This is a genomic window from Marinobacter lipolyticus (genome assembly GCF_018424605.1).
GTDB classification, from domain to species: domain Bacteria; phylum Pseudomonadota; class Gammaproteobacteria; order Pseudomonadales; family Oleiphilaceae; genus Marinobacter; species Marinobacter lipolyticus_B.
In genome coordinates this window covers 17,492-31,716 of the sequence record NZ_QTKT01000009.1, presented here as the reverse complement: position 1 = coordinate 31,716, position 14,225 = coordinate 17,492, and the positions used below count along the sequence as shown (strand labels likewise).

The 14,225-nt window shown below is 59.1% G+C and carries 13 protein-coding genes; 6 read left to right on the top strand and 7 right to left on the bottom strand.

Going from position 1 to position 14,225, the window contains the following annotated elements; all coding sequences use genetic code 11:
- Window positions 1-56: 56 nt before the first annotated feature.
- The 4 genes from DYI22_RS12770 to DYI22_RS12755 form a co-directional block, all read right to left on the bottom strand.
- Window positions 57-2,240 (bottom strand): OsmC domain/YcaO domain-containing protein, encoded by a 2,184-nt coding sequence (locus DYI22_RS12770; RefSeq protein ID WP_213478483.1) that lies wholly within the window; start codon window positions 2,238-2,240, stop codon window positions 57-59.
- 85 nt (window positions 2,241-2,325) lie between these two features.
- Entirely contained in the window at window positions 2,326-2,475 is a 150-nt protein-coding gene (locus tag DYI22_RS12765; RefSeq protein WP_213478482.1) for a hypothetical protein, read from the bottom strand.
- 178 nt (window positions 2,476-2,653) lie between these two features.
- Window positions 2,654-3,322, bottom strand: a complete 669-nt coding sequence (tenA, locus tag DYI22_RS12760) for a thiaminase II (protein ID WP_213478481.1) — start codon at window positions 3,320-3,322, stop codon at window positions 2,654-2,656.
- Between the two features lie 99 nt (window positions 3,323-3,421).
- The gene (locus DYI22_RS12755; protein WP_213478480.1) at window positions 3,422-3,871 is read right to left on the bottom strand and encodes a hypothetical protein; all 450 of its coding nucleotides are present in this window, start codon (window positions 3,869-3,871) and stop codon (window positions 3,422-3,424) included.
- A gap of 175 nt (window positions 3,872-4,046) precedes the next feature.
- Between DYI22_RS12755 and DYI22_RS12750 the strand changes: the two genes are divergently transcribed.
- From DYI22_RS12750 to DYI22_RS12730, 5 genes are all read left to right on the top strand, one after another.
- Window positions 4,047-4,610 (top strand): NADPH-dependent FMN reductase, encoded by a 564-nt coding sequence (locus DYI22_RS12750; RefSeq protein WP_213478479.1) that lies wholly within the window; start codon window positions 4,047-4,049, stop codon window positions 4,608-4,610.
- 39 nt (window positions 4,611-4,649) lie between these two features.
- Window positions 4,650-5,561, top strand: coding sequence for a pirin family protein (locus tag DYI22_RS12745; RefSeq protein ID WP_213478478.1), 912 nt, complete (start codon window positions 4,650-4,652; stop codon window positions 5,559-5,561).
- A gap of 105 nt (window positions 5,562-5,666) precedes the next feature.
- A complete protein-coding gene (locus DYI22_RS12740; RefSeq protein ID WP_213478477.1) occupies window positions 5,667-6,698 on the top strand; it encodes an AraC family transcriptional regulator in 1,032 nt (343 codons plus the stop codon).
- Between the two features lie 126 nt (window positions 6,699-6,824).
- Window positions 6,825-7,883, top strand: a complete 1,059-nt coding sequence (locus tag DYI22_RS12735; protein ID WP_228301018.1) for a class I SAM-dependent methyltransferase — start codon at window positions 6,825-6,827, stop codon at window positions 7,881-7,883.
- A gap of 89 nt (window positions 7,884-7,972) precedes the next feature.
- Window positions 7,973-8,257 carry a SelT/SelW/SelH family protein gene (locus DYI22_RS12730; protein WP_213478475.1) on the top strand — a complete coding sequence of 95 codons (285 nt, stop codon included), beginning with the start codon at window positions 7,973-7,975 and terminating at the stop codon, window positions 8,255-8,257.
- On the opposite strand, the gene DYI22_RS12725 is transcribed toward DYI22_RS12730, so the two are convergent.
- The 3 genes from DYI22_RS12725 to DYI22_RS12715 all read right to left on the bottom strand — a co-directional run bounded on the left by DYI22_RS12725 (window position 8,254) and on the right by DYI22_RS12715 (window position 12,837).
- On the bottom strand, window positions 8,254-10,041 hold the full coding sequence (locus tag DYI22_RS12725; RefSeq protein ID WP_213478474.1) for a diguanylate cyclase: 1,788 nt from the start codon (window positions 10,039-10,041) through the stop codon (window positions 8,254-8,256). The two genes, DYI22_RS12730 and DYI22_RS12725, sit on opposite strands and share 4 nt — an antisense overlap.
- Window positions 10,042-10,300: 259 nt before the next feature.
- Window positions 10,301-12,187: an N-acyl-D-amino-acid deacylase family protein gene (locus tag DYI22_RS12720; protein WP_213478472.1), complete on the bottom strand. Its 1,887-nt coding sequence runs from the start codon at window positions 12,185-12,187 to the stop codon at window positions 10,301-10,303.
- On the bottom strand, window positions 12,184-12,837 hold the full coding sequence (locus DYI22_RS12715; protein WP_213478470.1) for a TetR/AcrR family transcriptional regulator: 654 nt from the start codon (window positions 12,835-12,837) through the stop codon (window positions 12,184-12,186). The genes DYI22_RS12720 and DYI22_RS12715 overlap by 4 nt, the downstream gene beginning before the upstream one ends.
- A gap of 125 nt (window positions 12,838-12,962) precedes the next feature.
- On the opposite strand from DYI22_RS12715, the gene DYI22_RS12710 reads away from it, so the two are divergent.
- Entirely contained in the window at window positions 12,963-13,841 is an 879-nt protein-coding gene (locus DYI22_RS12710; RefSeq protein WP_213478468.1) for an alpha/beta fold hydrolase, read from the top strand.
- The last annotated feature ends 384 nt before the right edge of the window (window positions 13,842-14,225 follow it).

Below are 14,225 nucleotides of genomic sequence, written 5' to 3'. Positions count from 1 at the left end.
AAATGATGTGAAACCGCCGGGCCCGTGAATGGGCCCGGCGGTTGCGTGAGCGGGCGTCAGGCGGCGCTGGCTGCCCGGGCGGCGTGCAGTTTCTTGTAGCTTTCAATCAGTCGCAGGTGCTTGTCCAGCCCCTCCAGCTGCATATTGGTCGGGGTCAGCCCGTGGAAACGTACGCGCCCTTCAACCGAGCCCACAACGGCCGCCATGGTTTCCTCGCCGTACATGCGCTGCAGGTTGACCAGGAAATCATCCAGTTCCAGTTCATCGTCGAGGGTAATCTCCAGCACCGCGTTCACAGCGCGGTAAAACAGGTTGCGTTCCACCGTGTTGTCGTTGAACTGAAGGAAGGCTTCCACCCGTTCCAGCGCTTCTTCATGCTGTTGCAGGGCGAGATTGATCAGCAGTTTCAGTTCCAGTACGGTGAGCTGTCCCCACACGGTGTTCTCGTCGAACTCGATGCCGATCAGGGTGATGATGTCGGTGTAATCGTCAATCTGGCTTTCTTCCAGATGCTCGACCAGCCCCGCCAGTTCGTCTTCGTCCAGGGTGTGAAGGTTGAGGATGGCTTCCCGGTAGTCCAGTGCCTTGTTGGTATTGTCCCAGATCAGATCTTCCACCGGGTACACCTCGGAATAGCCGGGCACCAGAATGCGACATACGGGCGCGCCCAGATCCTCATAGGTGGCAACGTAAACTTCCTTGCCCATGTCCCTGAGAATGCCAAACAGGCAGGCGGCCTCTTCGGTGTTGGTGCCGGAGAAATCCCATTCACAGAAATCGTAATCGGAGCGGGCGCTGAAGAAGCGCCACGAAACCACACCGGTGGAATCGATAAAGTGTTCCACGAAGTTGTTGGGTTCGGTCACCGCCAGACTGTTGAACGTTGGCGGCGGCACGTCGTTCAGGCCTTCAAAGCTGCGGCCCTGCAGCAGTTCGGTCAGGCTCCGTTCGAGGGCCACTTCGAAACTCGGATGGGCGCCGAACGAGGCGAACACACCGCCGGTGCGAGGGTTCATCAGGGTGACGCACATCACCGGGAACTGGCCGCCGAGAGACGCATCCTTGACCAGTGTCGGGAAGCCCTGCGCTTCCAGGGCACGAATGCCCTCGAGAATGTGCGGGTAATTTTCCAGCACTGCCATGGGCACGTCCGGCAGCGCCAGCTCTTCCTCAAGGATCTGCTTCTTCACCGCCCGTTCGAAAATCTCCGACAGACACTGAACCTCCGCTTCCTGCAGGGTATTGCCGGCACTCATGCCATTGCTCAGGTACAGGTTTTCGATGAGGTTTGAGGGGAAGTAGACCACCTCGCCATCGGACTGGCGCACGAAAGGTAGAGAGACAATGCCCCGCTCGGTCTTGCCGGAGTTGGTGTCGATCAGATTCGACCCCTGCAGTTCCCCCTCCGGGTTGTAGATGGCCAGGCAATGGTCATCCAGAATGCCGGCCGGCAATTCGTCATCCGGCCCCGGCTTGAACCATTTCTCGTTCGGGTAATGAACAAATTCGCTGTTGGCGATGTCCTCGCCGAAAAACTGGTCGTTGTAGAAGAAATTGCAGTTCAGCCGTTCGATGAACTCGCCCAGGGCTGAACACAGCGCGCTTTCCTTGGTGGCGCCCTTGCCGTTGGTGAAGCACATGGGGGAGGCGGCATCGCGGATGTGCAGCGACCACACGTGGGGCACGATGTTGCGCCAAGAGGCGATTTCGATCTTCATGCCCAGATCCTGAAGGATGCCGGTCATGTTGGCGATGGTCTGCTCCAGGGGCAGATCCTTGCCTTCAATGAAAGTCTGGGTGCCGCCCTCTGGCTGGGTCATCAGCAGGGCCTGGGCGTCTGCTCCCAGATTATCGACGGTCTCAATCTCGAAGGTGGGCCCGGTCTGCACCACTTTCTTCACCGTACAGCGATCGATGGAGCGCAGAATGCCTTGGCGGTCCTTGTCCGAGATGTCTTCCGGCAGCTCTACCTGAATCTTGAAGATCTGGTTGTAGCGGTTCTCCGGGTCCACGATGTTGTTCTGGGACAGGCGGATGTTCTCGGTGGGGATGTCCCGGGCCTTGCAGTAAACCCTTACGAAATAGGCAGCACACAGGGCGGACGACGCCAGAAAGTAATCAAAGGGACTGGGGGCAGAGCCGTCGCCCTTGTAGCGGATGGGCTGGTCGGTCACCACAGTGAAATCATCAAACTTGGCTTCAAGCCTGAGGTTGTCGAGGAAGTTGACGTTGATTTCCATTGCAAAGGTACCCGGATCGGAGAATTTGGCGCGCCATTGAATTCGATGGCGGCCATTATCCAGTTTTTGCAGGCGTTCGTCTTGGTCAGATGGCGGTTTTACGCGTGGATTCTGGTGCGGTCTCCTTCAATTGGTTCTTCCACTGCTGTGCTGCTTCGGCATTGCCGGCGTCACTGGCCGCAAGCGGCACACTGAGTGAAACGGCAAGGATGGCGTAGCGTAGGTATGAATTCATGACGGAACTCCCCTGAACCGTGGTGAATGGGGCCGGCATGTCATAAATCGGGTCAAGGACTGAGTATCATACTGCCAGTGGTGGCCAAGCCTGCGCGGCCTACCATTTGACGTTACGCCTCATTTGTCGGCATGCCAACCCTTGAAAACACGGGGCGATCCGCCATTGTCAGCCGGTCCTAATCGCTCTGGATCAGGCCCATCTCCCAGAAATCGATTTCGAGCCGTGTCGCGTCGCTGAAGATGCGGGTTAGCTGTTCGAACCGCGCCGGCGAAACGTCGGCCAGGCGCTCGTCCAGCCAGCGTATTTCGGCTTTCATGGCCTGCTGAAACTCGTCACTTTCGTACATGGCAATCCATGCGTTGTAGGGATTACGCTCGCCGCGGAGGGTGTCCGCGCGGCTGTTCAGCCAGTTGGCAATCTCACCGTAGCCCACCATGCAGGGCGACAACGCCACGTGCAGGTCCAGAAGATCGCCGCGGTTGCCGGTGTCGAGTACATAACGCGTGTAGGCGAGCGTGGCCCGCGCTTCCGGAAGCCGTGCCAGTTCTTCTTCCGAAATCCCCCATTCCTTGCAGTAGCTGATGTGCAGATCCAGCTCTACATCCACGATGGCCTGTAACCCCTCCTTGGCCTGCCGGAGATCGGTCAGGGTAGGGCTCTTGTAGGCAGCGAGAGCAAACGCCCGGGCGAACTGGATCAGGAACAGGTAATCCTGCTTCAGATAATGCCGGAACGCTTCCGGGGCCAGTGAGCCGTCTCCGAGCTGGCGGACAAAACTGTGCTCGATGTAGGCCTGCCATTCGCCAGCGCAGGCTTTTTTCAGATCTTCAAATTGGTAAGGCATCGGGGTTCCGGGCTCCATCAACGGTATAAATGAACAGGTGATATCGTACTCGGGCGCGGCTACGCATCACACCACGCCGGGCTTGCAACGCCTGTGAGTTCAAACGCTCCAGATTCCCAACATAGCACCAAGACCCAACACCAGCGAACCGCCTACTTCGCCAACGATCAGCAGCAACATGAACAGTCCCGTCACCCAGGGTGGCAGCAGTCGCTTACCCAGTCGATGGGGGCGCTGCAACTGGTTGTCCGTATCTTGCAGCAGGCCGTGGATCACGTAGGTTGTGATGGCGAACGCGAAGAAGGCAAGAGCGGAGACCGCAGCGAGGGTGTTGACCAGATCAGAGAACACACTGTGGGCGCTGAACACCGCAAGCAACAGCGCAGCGAAGCTGTACATCAGCGAACTGCGGTGCGCTATATTCACATAGGTCGGGGAGCTGGCATCGGCGCTGCGCGCCATGTGCCGGTACTTCCAGATACCCGTCAGCAGGCCGGTCATGAAAAAGATCAGGGCGGCGGTCAGGGAGATTTTTTCAGCCAGAGACATGGATTTTCCTTGGTTTGATCGGCAAGGCTGCAGTATACCGGCGGCTCAAGGCATTAACCGGTACAGGCAGGCCGTTTTGATTAACTTATTTCGGCCAGCCCCCCATTTTGGTGTTTTCTGTTGCAGACCAGCGGCTAAACTGACAGCAACCTTCCGAGAATCAAGGACCGAACCCATGACGTTAAAACTTCAAATCATCATCTGCAGCACCCGCCCCGGTCGCATCGGGCCGTCGGTGGCGAAATGGTTCCACGAATTCGCCAAAGAGCAGGGCCGTTTCGACTGCGAGCTGATGGATCTGGCCGACTTCAACCTGCCGGTGTACGACGAACCCAATCACCCAAGGCTGCAGAAGTACGAGCACGAACACACCAAAGCCTGGTCCGCGAGCGTGGCCCGGGCGGACGCCTACGTGTTTGTCATCCCGGAATACAATTACTGCCCGCCACCGTCGTTCATGAACGCGGTGAACTACGTCTACAACGAATGGAACTACAAACCCTGTGGCTTCGTGAGCTACGGCGGGGTGTCCGGCGGTCTGCGCTCGGCCCAGCTTGCCAAACAGCTGGTGAATACGGTGAAGATGATGCCCATGGTGGAGGGCGTCATGGTGCAGATGCCCTGGGAACTGCTGGACGAAAACCGGGCGTTCAGGGCGGGCGACCACCACACCGGGTCCGCGGGTACGATGCTGGAAGAACTGGCCAAGTGGGCTCAGGCGCTGAAAACCCTGCGCTGAGTCACTCAGTCACGAGTGAGCGTTGCGAGGAGTAATGCCATGAGTAATGTACTGGAATCGGCGGAGCAGAGCTGCGACGCCACCGAGGCGCCCTGCAGCGCCATTGAAACCATACTGAGCCCGCGGGTGGCTGACCTGGGCGGCTTTTCCGTGCGCCGCCTGCTGCCTACGGCCAAACGAAAAATGGTGGGCCCCTGGATCTTTTTTGACGAAATGGGACCGGCGGATTTTCCGGCGGGAGAGGGCATCAATGTGCGCCCGCACCCCCATATCGGCATTGCCACCGTCACCTATCTGTTTGAAGGAGAGATACTGCACCGGGACTCCCTGGGCAGCCTGCAGCCTATCCGTCCCGGGGATATCAACCTGATGGTCGCAGGCAGCGGTATCACCCATTCCGAACGGGAGCGCCGGGAGATCACCGAATCCGATCACCGCTTGCACGGTTTGCAGCTGTGGCTGGCGCTGCCGGAAGCGCACGAAGAGACCGACCCCGGGTTCCACCATTACCCGGGCAATGACATCCCGGCCATCGAGGTGAACGGCGTTCCGGTGCGGGTCATGATGGGCAGCGCTTACGGCGTGACCTCTCCGGTACGTCAGTTCAGTGAAACCCTGTATCTTGAGGCCACGCTCGAAGCCGGCCAGACACTGGAGCTGCCCCAGGCAGCCGAACGGGCTGTGTACGTGGCCCGCGGGGCGCTGACCGCTCACGGCTCTGAATTGCCTGCCCACAGCATGACGGTGTTCGCGCCGGAGGCGGGAGTATCGGTAACTGCGACCGAGGACACACGTATTGCCCTGATTGGCGGCGAGCCCGTGGGCCGGCGCTTTATCGAATGGAACTTCGTGTCTTCACGGCAAGACCGCATTGATCAGGCCAGAGATGACTGGCGCGCCGGGCGCTTTGCCAGGGTGGTCGGAGACGAGGTGGAATTCATTCCTTACTAGACAGCCCAAGTGTAAGCGCTTTCAGGTTCCGGTTGTGGTTGAATGGAGTGTGATCCGATGGACAGGTGTTTGTCTCGGTAACACTTAACGACCGGAACAACCGCCATGAGTGAGGATGTGCTGTCCGGACTGCTGCGCCGCATCCGGCTGCGTGGGGCCCTGTTTTTCAATGTTGAATGTGTCGGTGCCTGGGTGACAGAGGCACCGCCGGCGGCGTTGATTGCCAGCGCGGTCATGCCGGGGTCCGAGCACCTCATGGAATACCACGTTGTTCTGGGCGGTACCTGTTGGGCCGGCATCACCGGCGAACCCCCGTTCCAGATGAATGCGGGAGACGTCGTTCTGTTCCCTCACGGCGATCCCCACGTCATGTCCAGTGCCCCCGGGTTGAGGGCGGCACCGGATCTTCCATTCCTGATAGCAAACCTGAAACGCCATGTCGGCTTGCCGTTTATGGTGCGCCAGCAGGACGATCAACTCGTTCAGCCTGTGACCGCCCGGGGTGAAACCAGCCCCGATCTGCGCAGCGCTACCCTGCTGTGTGGGTTTCTGGGTTGTGATCGCGGCCCCTTTAACCCCCTGCTGGCCTCTCTGCCACGGGTCATTCACGCCAGCGCCGGCCAGTTGTCGGTAGACAGTTGGGCCGGTCAGCTCGCGCGGCTTGCAGAGGCCGAATCCCGCGCCAGCCAGCCGGGTGGGGAGGCCGTCCTCGAACGGATGAGTGAAATGATGTTTGTGGATCTGGTGCGGCTGTATCTCTGCTCCATGCCGAAAAGCCAGACAGGATGGCTTGCCGCACTGCGGGACAGGCATATCGCCCGGGTTCTCAGCTTGATGCACAGCCGTCCGGCAGAAGCCTGGACGCTGGAAAAGCTGTCCGGCGCCGCGGGTCTGTCGCGCTCAGCGCTGCAGGAGCGGTTTGTCGAACTGATCGGCCAGCCCCCGATGCAGTATCTGAGATGCTGGCGCATGCAACTTGCCTCCAACCTGTTGGTGGACAGCAATGCGAAGATGGCGACCATCGCCCATGAAGTCGGTTATGAGTCGGAGGAAGCCTTCAGCCGCTCCTTCAAGCGCACCGTTGGCCAGCCCCCTGCGATGTGGCGCCGTGAGCGCGCGGTGCGGCAGGTCCGGTAGTTCAGTCATTATCCGCGGACGAATGATCATTCAGCCCCGCAAGCGATCCGCCCATGATAGAGGTGTCCGCTGTGGCGGACACACACGTCTACCGGTACGGGGAGAACGATCATGGAAGCGATTCAAATGTTTGACGAAAACAAGCTCAATGCCTTTGTCGGGCAGGTGCTTGGTGATCTGGGAGGCGCCTACAGCGCGGCCCTGGTAAAGATCGGTGACCGGCTCGGCCTGTATCGGGAGCTACAGAGCGGAGGCCCTGCCACCTCCGAGGAGCTGGCGGAGCGAACGGGTTATTCGGAGCGCTACCTGAGAGAATGGCTGGCCCACCATGCCGCCTCCAATTACCTGGACTATGACCCGACAACCGGGCGTTTCCGGTTACCACCGGAACAAGCCATGGTGTTCGCGGACGAAGACAGCCCGGTGTATATGATCGGCGGTTTCGAGAATGCCTTCACCACCTTCGAGAACGAACCCAAGGTGAGATCAGCCTTCCGGACGGGGGATGGGGTAGCGTGGGGAGATCAGGCCCATTGCATGTTCTGCGCGGTGGCCAAGTTCTTCCGCCCGGGTTACACCCATAACCTGGTGCAAAGCTGGCTTCCGGCGCTGGATGGAGTGGTCGACAAACTGGAGCGCGGGGCAAAGGTCGCTGACGTTGGCTGCGGCCACGGCTTCTCAACTCTGCTGATGGCCGAAGCCTTCCCCAACTCCACGTTCATCGGCTACGACTTCCACGAAGCGTCGATTGATGCCGCCAATGAACATCGCGAGGAGCAAGGACTGGATGCCAGCCGGGTGCGCTTTCAACAAGCCACAGCGGCCGATTTCGGGGACGGGGACTTTGACCTGGTAACCTGTTTCGACGCTCTGCACGACATGGGAGACCCGGTGGGTACGGCTGCGCATGTGCGCCAACAGCTCAAGCCGGATGGCACCTGGATGGTGGTTGAGCCGATGGCAGCCGATGACTTGAGTGGTAACATGAACCCCGTCGGGCGCCTGTTCTACGCCGCTTCAACCAGCATCTGCGTGCCGACGGCTCTGGCACAGCAGACCGGGTTGGCGCTCGGTGCCCAGGCTGGGGAACGCAGGTTGACGGAAATCATCAAAGAAGGTGGATTCCGAACCGTGCGCCGGGCCGCCGAAACGCCGTTCAACATCGTGCTGGAAGCGCGCCCGTAAGCGCTGCCGTCACATCCCCGGAAGCATCTGCTGCCGGGGGTGTTTCCATGAATACCTACTTTGAGCCGAGATCAAGGAACTTCAAACCGATGACCACCCGCATTACCCTCCATTACTGCACAGGCTGCAATTGGATGCTGCGCTCCGCCTGGATGGCGCAGGAACTGCTGAGCACTTTTGACGGCATGATCGACGAACTGACCCTGAAGCCAGGCACGGGCGGCATCTTCGAAGTTCATGTGAACGACACCCGTATCTGGTCCCGCAAAGAGCAGGGTGGTTTCCCGGACATCAAACAGCTCAAGCAACTGGTGCGGGATCAGATAGCTCCGGAACATTCTCTGGGCCACTCGGATCGGGTGAACCACGGCTAAGTGGTGCCGATCAGCGTTACCCGGTTGCGCCCTTCCTTCTTGGATTGGTAGAGCGCCCTATCTGCCTGCTCCAGAAAGCTGTCCGCCGAATCGTTTTCTGTCGGCACGGCGGCGTAAACGCCCAGGCTGACCGTCAGCTTCAGGAGTCCGATCCGTGTGGTGATGGGTTCAGAAGCCACGCTCTCCCGCATGCGCTGGGCAACAGCCATTGCTGATTCACGGTCGGTGTTGGGCAGCACCACACAGAACTCCTCGCCGCCATAACGGGCGACCATATCGGCAGGCCAGCGTGAGCTGTTCTGGATGCGCCCGGCGATTTCCCGCAAGCTGTCATCGCCCACCTGGTGGCCATGGGTATCGTTGACCGGCTTGAAGTGGTCCACGTCAATCATCAGAACGGCAACCGGCTTCCGGTCAATCCGGGCACGGGCGATCGTGTGGTTCAGGAACCGGTCCAGTGAGCGGCGGTTACTGAGGCTGGTAAGCTGGTCGGTGTCGCTCAGTTGCTGCAGCTTGCGGTTCGCTTCCCGCAATTCCTCGGTGCGCTCTTTCACACGCTGCTCAAGCATGTCGTTGGCCTTGCGCTGGATCTCCAGTGCTCTGGCCTGTGCCAGCTGAGCTTCCTGTTGATGGCGAATGCGTTGCCGGCTCTCGGTGTTGATGCGATCCGCAATGGCCAGAGACAGGAAGATGGCCTCAATGGCCGCGCCGATCTGCCAGCTGTGTTCCGTGAACAGGTTGCTGGGCACCAACCCCCAGGCTTTCAGGCTGTAGGCCAGCCCGCCCACAATCAGCGTGGACCAGGCGATGAGGAAGTACCTGGCGGCGGGGTTGCCTTTGCGCAAGCTGTTCCAGCCAACGACCCACATAACCGTCGCCGTCATCGCGCCATGGGGGTTGGCCAGGCGGATGGACAAGGAGTAGTCGACAAACAGGCTAAGCACCGCAATGGCCAGCGCCGCATACTGGGTAAGCACAATCACCCGGTCAAGGCGGGGCTGCTCCTGCCGGGTGGCTAACAGCACGCGGCCGAACTGCATGATCATCCACATGGAAAGGCTGACAAATACCGACATTGCCTCTCGGGTCCACCACGGATCCTCGAGTCCGAAGTACTGGTAGCCCAGGCCGTTAAACAGGGTAAAAAACAAGCCCTGATGAAGCACGATGACGCCGATGTAGTAACCGTAAAGGCGATCCCGCAGGGTCACCAGGAGGAACAGGCTGAACAACGTCATGGTGGCGATCAGGCCCTGATAGAACGCCAGCCATGATCGGCTGGCCAATTCGGTCCGTTGCAGCCCTTTGTCGGTATGAAGGTAAAGTGGAATAGTGAGCGTATCGGCACTTTCCACGTACAGGTAGTAAAAATCGTTGGTACCCGGCGGCACGGTCAGCGGGAAGACGAAGTTCCGTGAAAGGTGGGGGCGTTGAGGTGGCGGCACCATGCGGCCAGATCTGATGTTCTGGTATTGGTTCGGCTGGCTCGGGTGATACAGGATCAGCTGATCGGCAAAAAGGGAACGGAACTCCAGATAGCGGCTCAACGTTGCCGTGCCCGAATTTTTTAGCCGGAAACGAACCCAGTGACCTGCGTGGTTGTAACCGATGTTGATCACTTTACTGTCGTTGGGACTGAACTCCTCACCTCGCAAGCGGACGTCGTCCAGCGTCATTCTGCGTTCAGGGTCTTTCAGGTATTCGAGGTGTGGGCCCAGCGGCACAGTGCTGTCTGTTTCGGGAACAGCGACAGGCTCCGTCGCTGCCGCTCCTGCAGTCGCCATGAGCAGCAAAACCGCAAGGGCCAGGAACCAACATGGCCGGGTGAGCTGTCTCCCGGCAAGGGATGGAGAATTGACGAAAAGGTGCAAGGTTAGTCCGTGTGTTTTTGGTTATTCCTTTCCGTCATGGTACCGGACTGACGAAGATTTTTGGATGCAAACCGTATCCCAAATGTTGGTTTTGTGTAGTTTTCAGGTACATGGCCGCCGCGGTAGAGGTGCGGCGGCCATGCCGGTTCAGTGCAACGGTCTCAGGTGCACTTTAGAAGGTGGTATCCAGCACCGTCCCCATTCTGGTGTTCCCAAGTGAGGTGTCGAATTCGTCCCGCTGCCAGGCAGGATGACCGGCGATCATCACCAGCGGCACCACACCGTCGGTGCGATTGACCAGTTGTTCGTGGCGGAATTCCTCGCGGTACTGGCGTTTTACCGTATTGTTGTGGTCCATACGCCGCAGGGCAGAGGGATTCACCAGAATCAGGTCCGCCTGGTCACCCACGTCAATACTGCCGCCCTTGACGCCGAACACCCGGGCCGGGTCCCGGGTCAGCCGGCGCACGATGTAGGCCACATCGATATCCCCACCGTCGGACGCCAGTTTCAGCGCCCGCAGGTTGCCATCGTAGAACGCCATGTTGGTCAGGTGGGCGCCGCTGTCGTTGAAGCCGGGCAGTAGCTGGCGGTCCATCAGCAGGTTGCGCACCATGCGCTCGTCGCGGTTGGCGGAGACCGTGTACCAGCTCAGGTCACGGTCGAACGCCCGTAACATGGCCAGCACGAAGTCCCCTTCGTCTTTCACGCCGTTAAAGTGCTCGTTGAGTAGCGTGGTTTCCGCTTCGGTGCCGTGGAACTCCTCACCGGCATTGGCCGCTTTTACGAGGGCAAAAACCTCCGCAAAGGTTTTGCCTTCCCACTCTTTGAGAGGGCACACATCAATGGTCATGTCGGCCAGGGTGCGGTTGAAAGCGTAGTCTTCCAGCCGCAGCCAGCGTTTGAGCCGGCCCAGGCCAAAGCCGGTCTTGCCGCTCATCCACATGGCCTTGAAACGCTTGATGTAGTCGGGATCGTTGAGGATTCTGATCCGGCCTTCACGATCTTCAAGCTCGGTCTCGTTAAGAATCCTCAGCTCTTCGATTTCTTCGGATAGCGGTGTCACCGCGCCGTCCGACCACACCTTGAAGGGCGCTGCCAGCGCCTGCAGGTGGAAGTCGCCTTTCAGCAGCCGTGAATTGAGCACCCGCGCCAGCAGTCGCGCCAGCCGCACGATCTTGCGGTTGCTCTGCACATCCAGTGCCGCGACCACCGTGGTCTTCAGGGGCTTGCCGTGTAGGCGACCGCAACTGAGCAGAAAGGTCTTGATGGTGCCGATGGTACTGTCCTTCGGCGGCGTGGCCTGCCATACACCGCCTTTGCGCCGCACCACATCCGTCAGCCGCTTGATCTCTGGGTATTTGGCAAACTGGGTGGGAATGGTTTTGCGGGTATTGGGCTGGTTGGCCAGATAGTGGAATGGCAGGGCGTCGGTGGAGAACCCGGCATAGCCATCGTCCAGTGCCTGTTCCAGCAGGGATTCCATGGCCTGCAACTCGTCTTCGGTCGGGTCGCGGGAAATGCTGGCCTCAAATCCCATCACCTCGATGCGGAGCATCGAATGGGGCAGCAGGGTCACCAGATTGGGGCCCAGGCTGAGTTTATTGAGGTGCTGCATGTATTCCTTCGGATTGTGCCAGTCCACCTTGTCGGCGGTGGCCCGCAGCACATCTTTGGGAATGTTCTCCACCCGGGCGTAGCAGTCCACAATCGGGTCGGCGCCGTCTTTGCGCTGGGCACCGAACGCCAGCCCGAGACTGCAGTTGGCAATCACCACGGTGGTGGTGCCATGGCGGACAGATTCCGGCAGACCGGGCGCTACTTCGAGCTCCAGGTCGTAATGGGTGTGGATGTCGAACAGTCCCGGCATGGCCCAGCATTCGCTACCGTCGATGACTGTGCGTGCGTTGTCATGGTCCAGATCCTGGCCGCGGGCTGCAATCTTGCCGTCGGCAATCGCGATATCTTCCCGGCGGGGCAGGGCGCCGCTACCGTCAAAAACCTTGGCGCCGTGAATCAGATAATCCCAGTTAGCGGAATCAGCGGTTGCGTCGTTCATGATTGCCTCACGTTTTGTTGTTCGGGGTTGTTGTTCTGGGCTTCAAAGTAGGCCGCCAGTAACTGCGTGCCCGTTTCAATCAATTCGTCCCGCGTTACATCCTGGTGCCCCTGGAAAACATGCCGGTGCACGATTCCCTCTGCCATGGAAAACAGGCAGAAGGCTGTCGTCTCCACATTCTCACGCACATACCGGGCGACAAACGCCCGCACGCGTTCCATGAGCACGGCTTCGCCTTCGTCCATCAGTGCCGCCAGGGCAGGGTCCACCCGCCGGCGGTATTCCAGCACATCGTGAAGCCCCGCTTCCTGCTGGTGGAAGTCGTACAGAAACCCCAGCGCTTCCCGGAACAGCTCACGGATGTTGGCGGTGCCATCGTCTGCCAGGCCAGCCGGGGTGATCTCAAGCCGGGCCTGCGGCACCTGCAGGTGGTCCTGAAGTTCCTCAAATCGCTGCCGCGTAATCTCCAGCAGCACATCCTGTTTGTTGTCGAAATACTGGTAGAAGGTCCCGGTGGCAACACCGGCCCTGTCGGCAATGGATTTTGCGGTGGTGGGCTCAAATCCGTGCGCGGAGAATTCCTCAAACGCGGCGGCCAACACTGCGTTGCGCTTGCGTATGGCCCGTTGCTGTTTTGGTGCTGGTTTCATAGTTGTGTCCGTCATGTTTGCTGAAGATTTAACAAAGAATAAACTTGACGTCAAGTTCATGTTTTTGCATGCTCCGAACCAAACAAAACTAATTCACCGCCGCCGGGCGGAACGGGGACAAAAGCATGCGACCAGAAGAGTGGCAGTCCAATGGTAAGACCCTGACCATCAATGGCTTTCGGATATTTGTCCGGGACGACGGCGAGCCCCACCAGGAAACCATCCTGCTCATCCATGGCTTTCCAACCGCTAGCTGGGACTGGCACAAAATCTGGCCGGCGCTGCGGCAATCCCACCGGGTTATCGCCATGGACATGCTGGGGTTCGGTTTTTCAGACAAGCCCAGTAAGCATCGCTATTCCATACATGAGCAGGCCGATGTGGTGGAGGGTGTGGTTCAGCAGCTTGGCCTCAATCGCTTTCATGTGCTTGCCCACGATTACGGTGATACCGTCGCCCAGGAGCTGCTGGCACGGCAAAATGCCGGAGACGGGGCGGGCCAGTGGCTTTCGGTCTGCTTCCTGAACGGCGGCCTGTTTCCGGAAACCCACCGTGCGTTGCTTACCCAGAAGCTCTTGCTGAGCCCGCTGGGCCCTCTGTTCAACCGGCTGTCGAACAGGCGTCGCTTTGACAGTGCCATGTCCCGCGTGTTCGGTCCGGACACCAAGCCCGATGGCCGCGAACTGGATGACTTCTGGGCCCTCGTTACCCACAACAATGGCCGGCACATCTTCCATAACCTGATTACTTACATGAACGATCGCAAGAAGCACCGGGAGCGCTGGGTGAATGCGTTGCGAGAGGCAAAAGTACCCGTGGCACTTATTAACGGTTCCGCGGACCCGGTGTCTGGTGCACATATGGTGGCCCGCTTCCGGGAGCTCGAGTTGCCCCTGGCCTGGCTGGGTGAGCTTGCAGGCATTGGCCATTACCCACAAATGGAAGCACCCGAGGCGGTGTCCCGTTCCTACCTTGCTTACCTGAAGGACATAGCGCAACTATGACTATAACAAGCATCCCAATCGAGGGAGTGAGTGCATGAATATTCATTTTCTAGTTTAGTATCTGTACTAAACATAAATACTAAAACTCTCGTTGTGACTACCTGCGAATATTGAGGATGATGCCCGCTTGCCGCAAGCGGCGATGAGAAAAGATCTTTTGCTGGCACTGGTCGCAAAGCGGACATTTAAAATTGGCTTGAACGCTGAAGTCACCGGGGCCGAAGCGCTATCGGAGAGAGCAGAAGTGCCTCGCAGACCTGGCTTTTATTTTTCGCACTTTCAAGGGGGATCATTTTCCTATCGATTACCGCAGACTCTTCATTTGGCTACGAAACGAGAGCAGGGATTGAAACACTACTCCCCCCAAGGGGCAGTGGGCATTTC

Coding starts and splice junctions, on each gene's coding strand:
- DYI22_RS12770 (WP_213478483.1), bottom strand. CDS start 2,240: ATGGAAATCAACGTCAACTTCCTCGACAACCTCAGGCTTGAAGCCAAG.
- DYI22_RS12765 (WP_213478482.1), bottom strand. CDS start 2,475: ATGAATTCATACCTACGCTACGCCATCCTTGCCGTTTCACTCAGTGTG.
- tenA (WP_213478481.1), bottom strand. CDS start 3,322: ATGCCTTACCAATTTGAAGATCTGAAAAAAGCCTGCGCTGGCGAATGG.
- DYI22_RS12755 (WP_213478480.1), bottom strand. CDS start 3,871: ATGTCTCTGGCTGAAAAAATCTCCCTGACCGCCGCCCTGATCTTTTTC.
- DYI22_RS12750 (WP_213478479.1), top strand. CDS start 4,047: ATGACGTTAAAACTTCAAATCATCATCTGCAGCACCCGCCCCGGTCGC.
- DYI22_RS12745 (WP_213478478.1), top strand. CDS start 4,650: ATGAGTAATGTACTGGAATCGGCGGAGCAGAGCTGCGACGCCACCGAG.
- DYI22_RS12740 (WP_213478477.1), top strand. CDS start 5,667: ATGAGTGAGGATGTGCTGTCCGGACTGCTGCGCCGCATCCGGCTGCGT.
- DYI22_RS12735 (WP_228301018.1), top strand. CDS start 6,825: ATGTTTGACGAAAACAAGCTCAATGCCTTTGTCGGGCAGGTGCTTGGT.
- DYI22_RS12730 (WP_213478475.1), top strand. CDS start 7,973: ATGACCACCCGCATTACCCTCCATTACTGCACAGGCTGCAATTGGATG.
- DYI22_RS12725 (WP_213478474.1), bottom strand. CDS start 10,041: ATGGCGACTGCAGGAGCGGCAGCGACGGAGCCTGTCGCTGTTCCCGAA.
- DYI22_RS12720 (WP_213478472.1), bottom strand. CDS start 12,187: ATGAACGACGCAACCGCTGATTCCGCTAACTGGGATTATCTGATTCAC.
- DYI22_RS12715 (WP_213478470.1), bottom strand. CDS start 12,837: ATGAAACCAGCACCAAAACAGCAACGGGCCATACGCAAGCGCAACGCA.
- DYI22_RS12710 (WP_213478468.1), top strand. CDS start 12,963: ATGCGACCAGAAGAGTGGCAGTCCAATGGTAAGACCCTGACCATCAAT.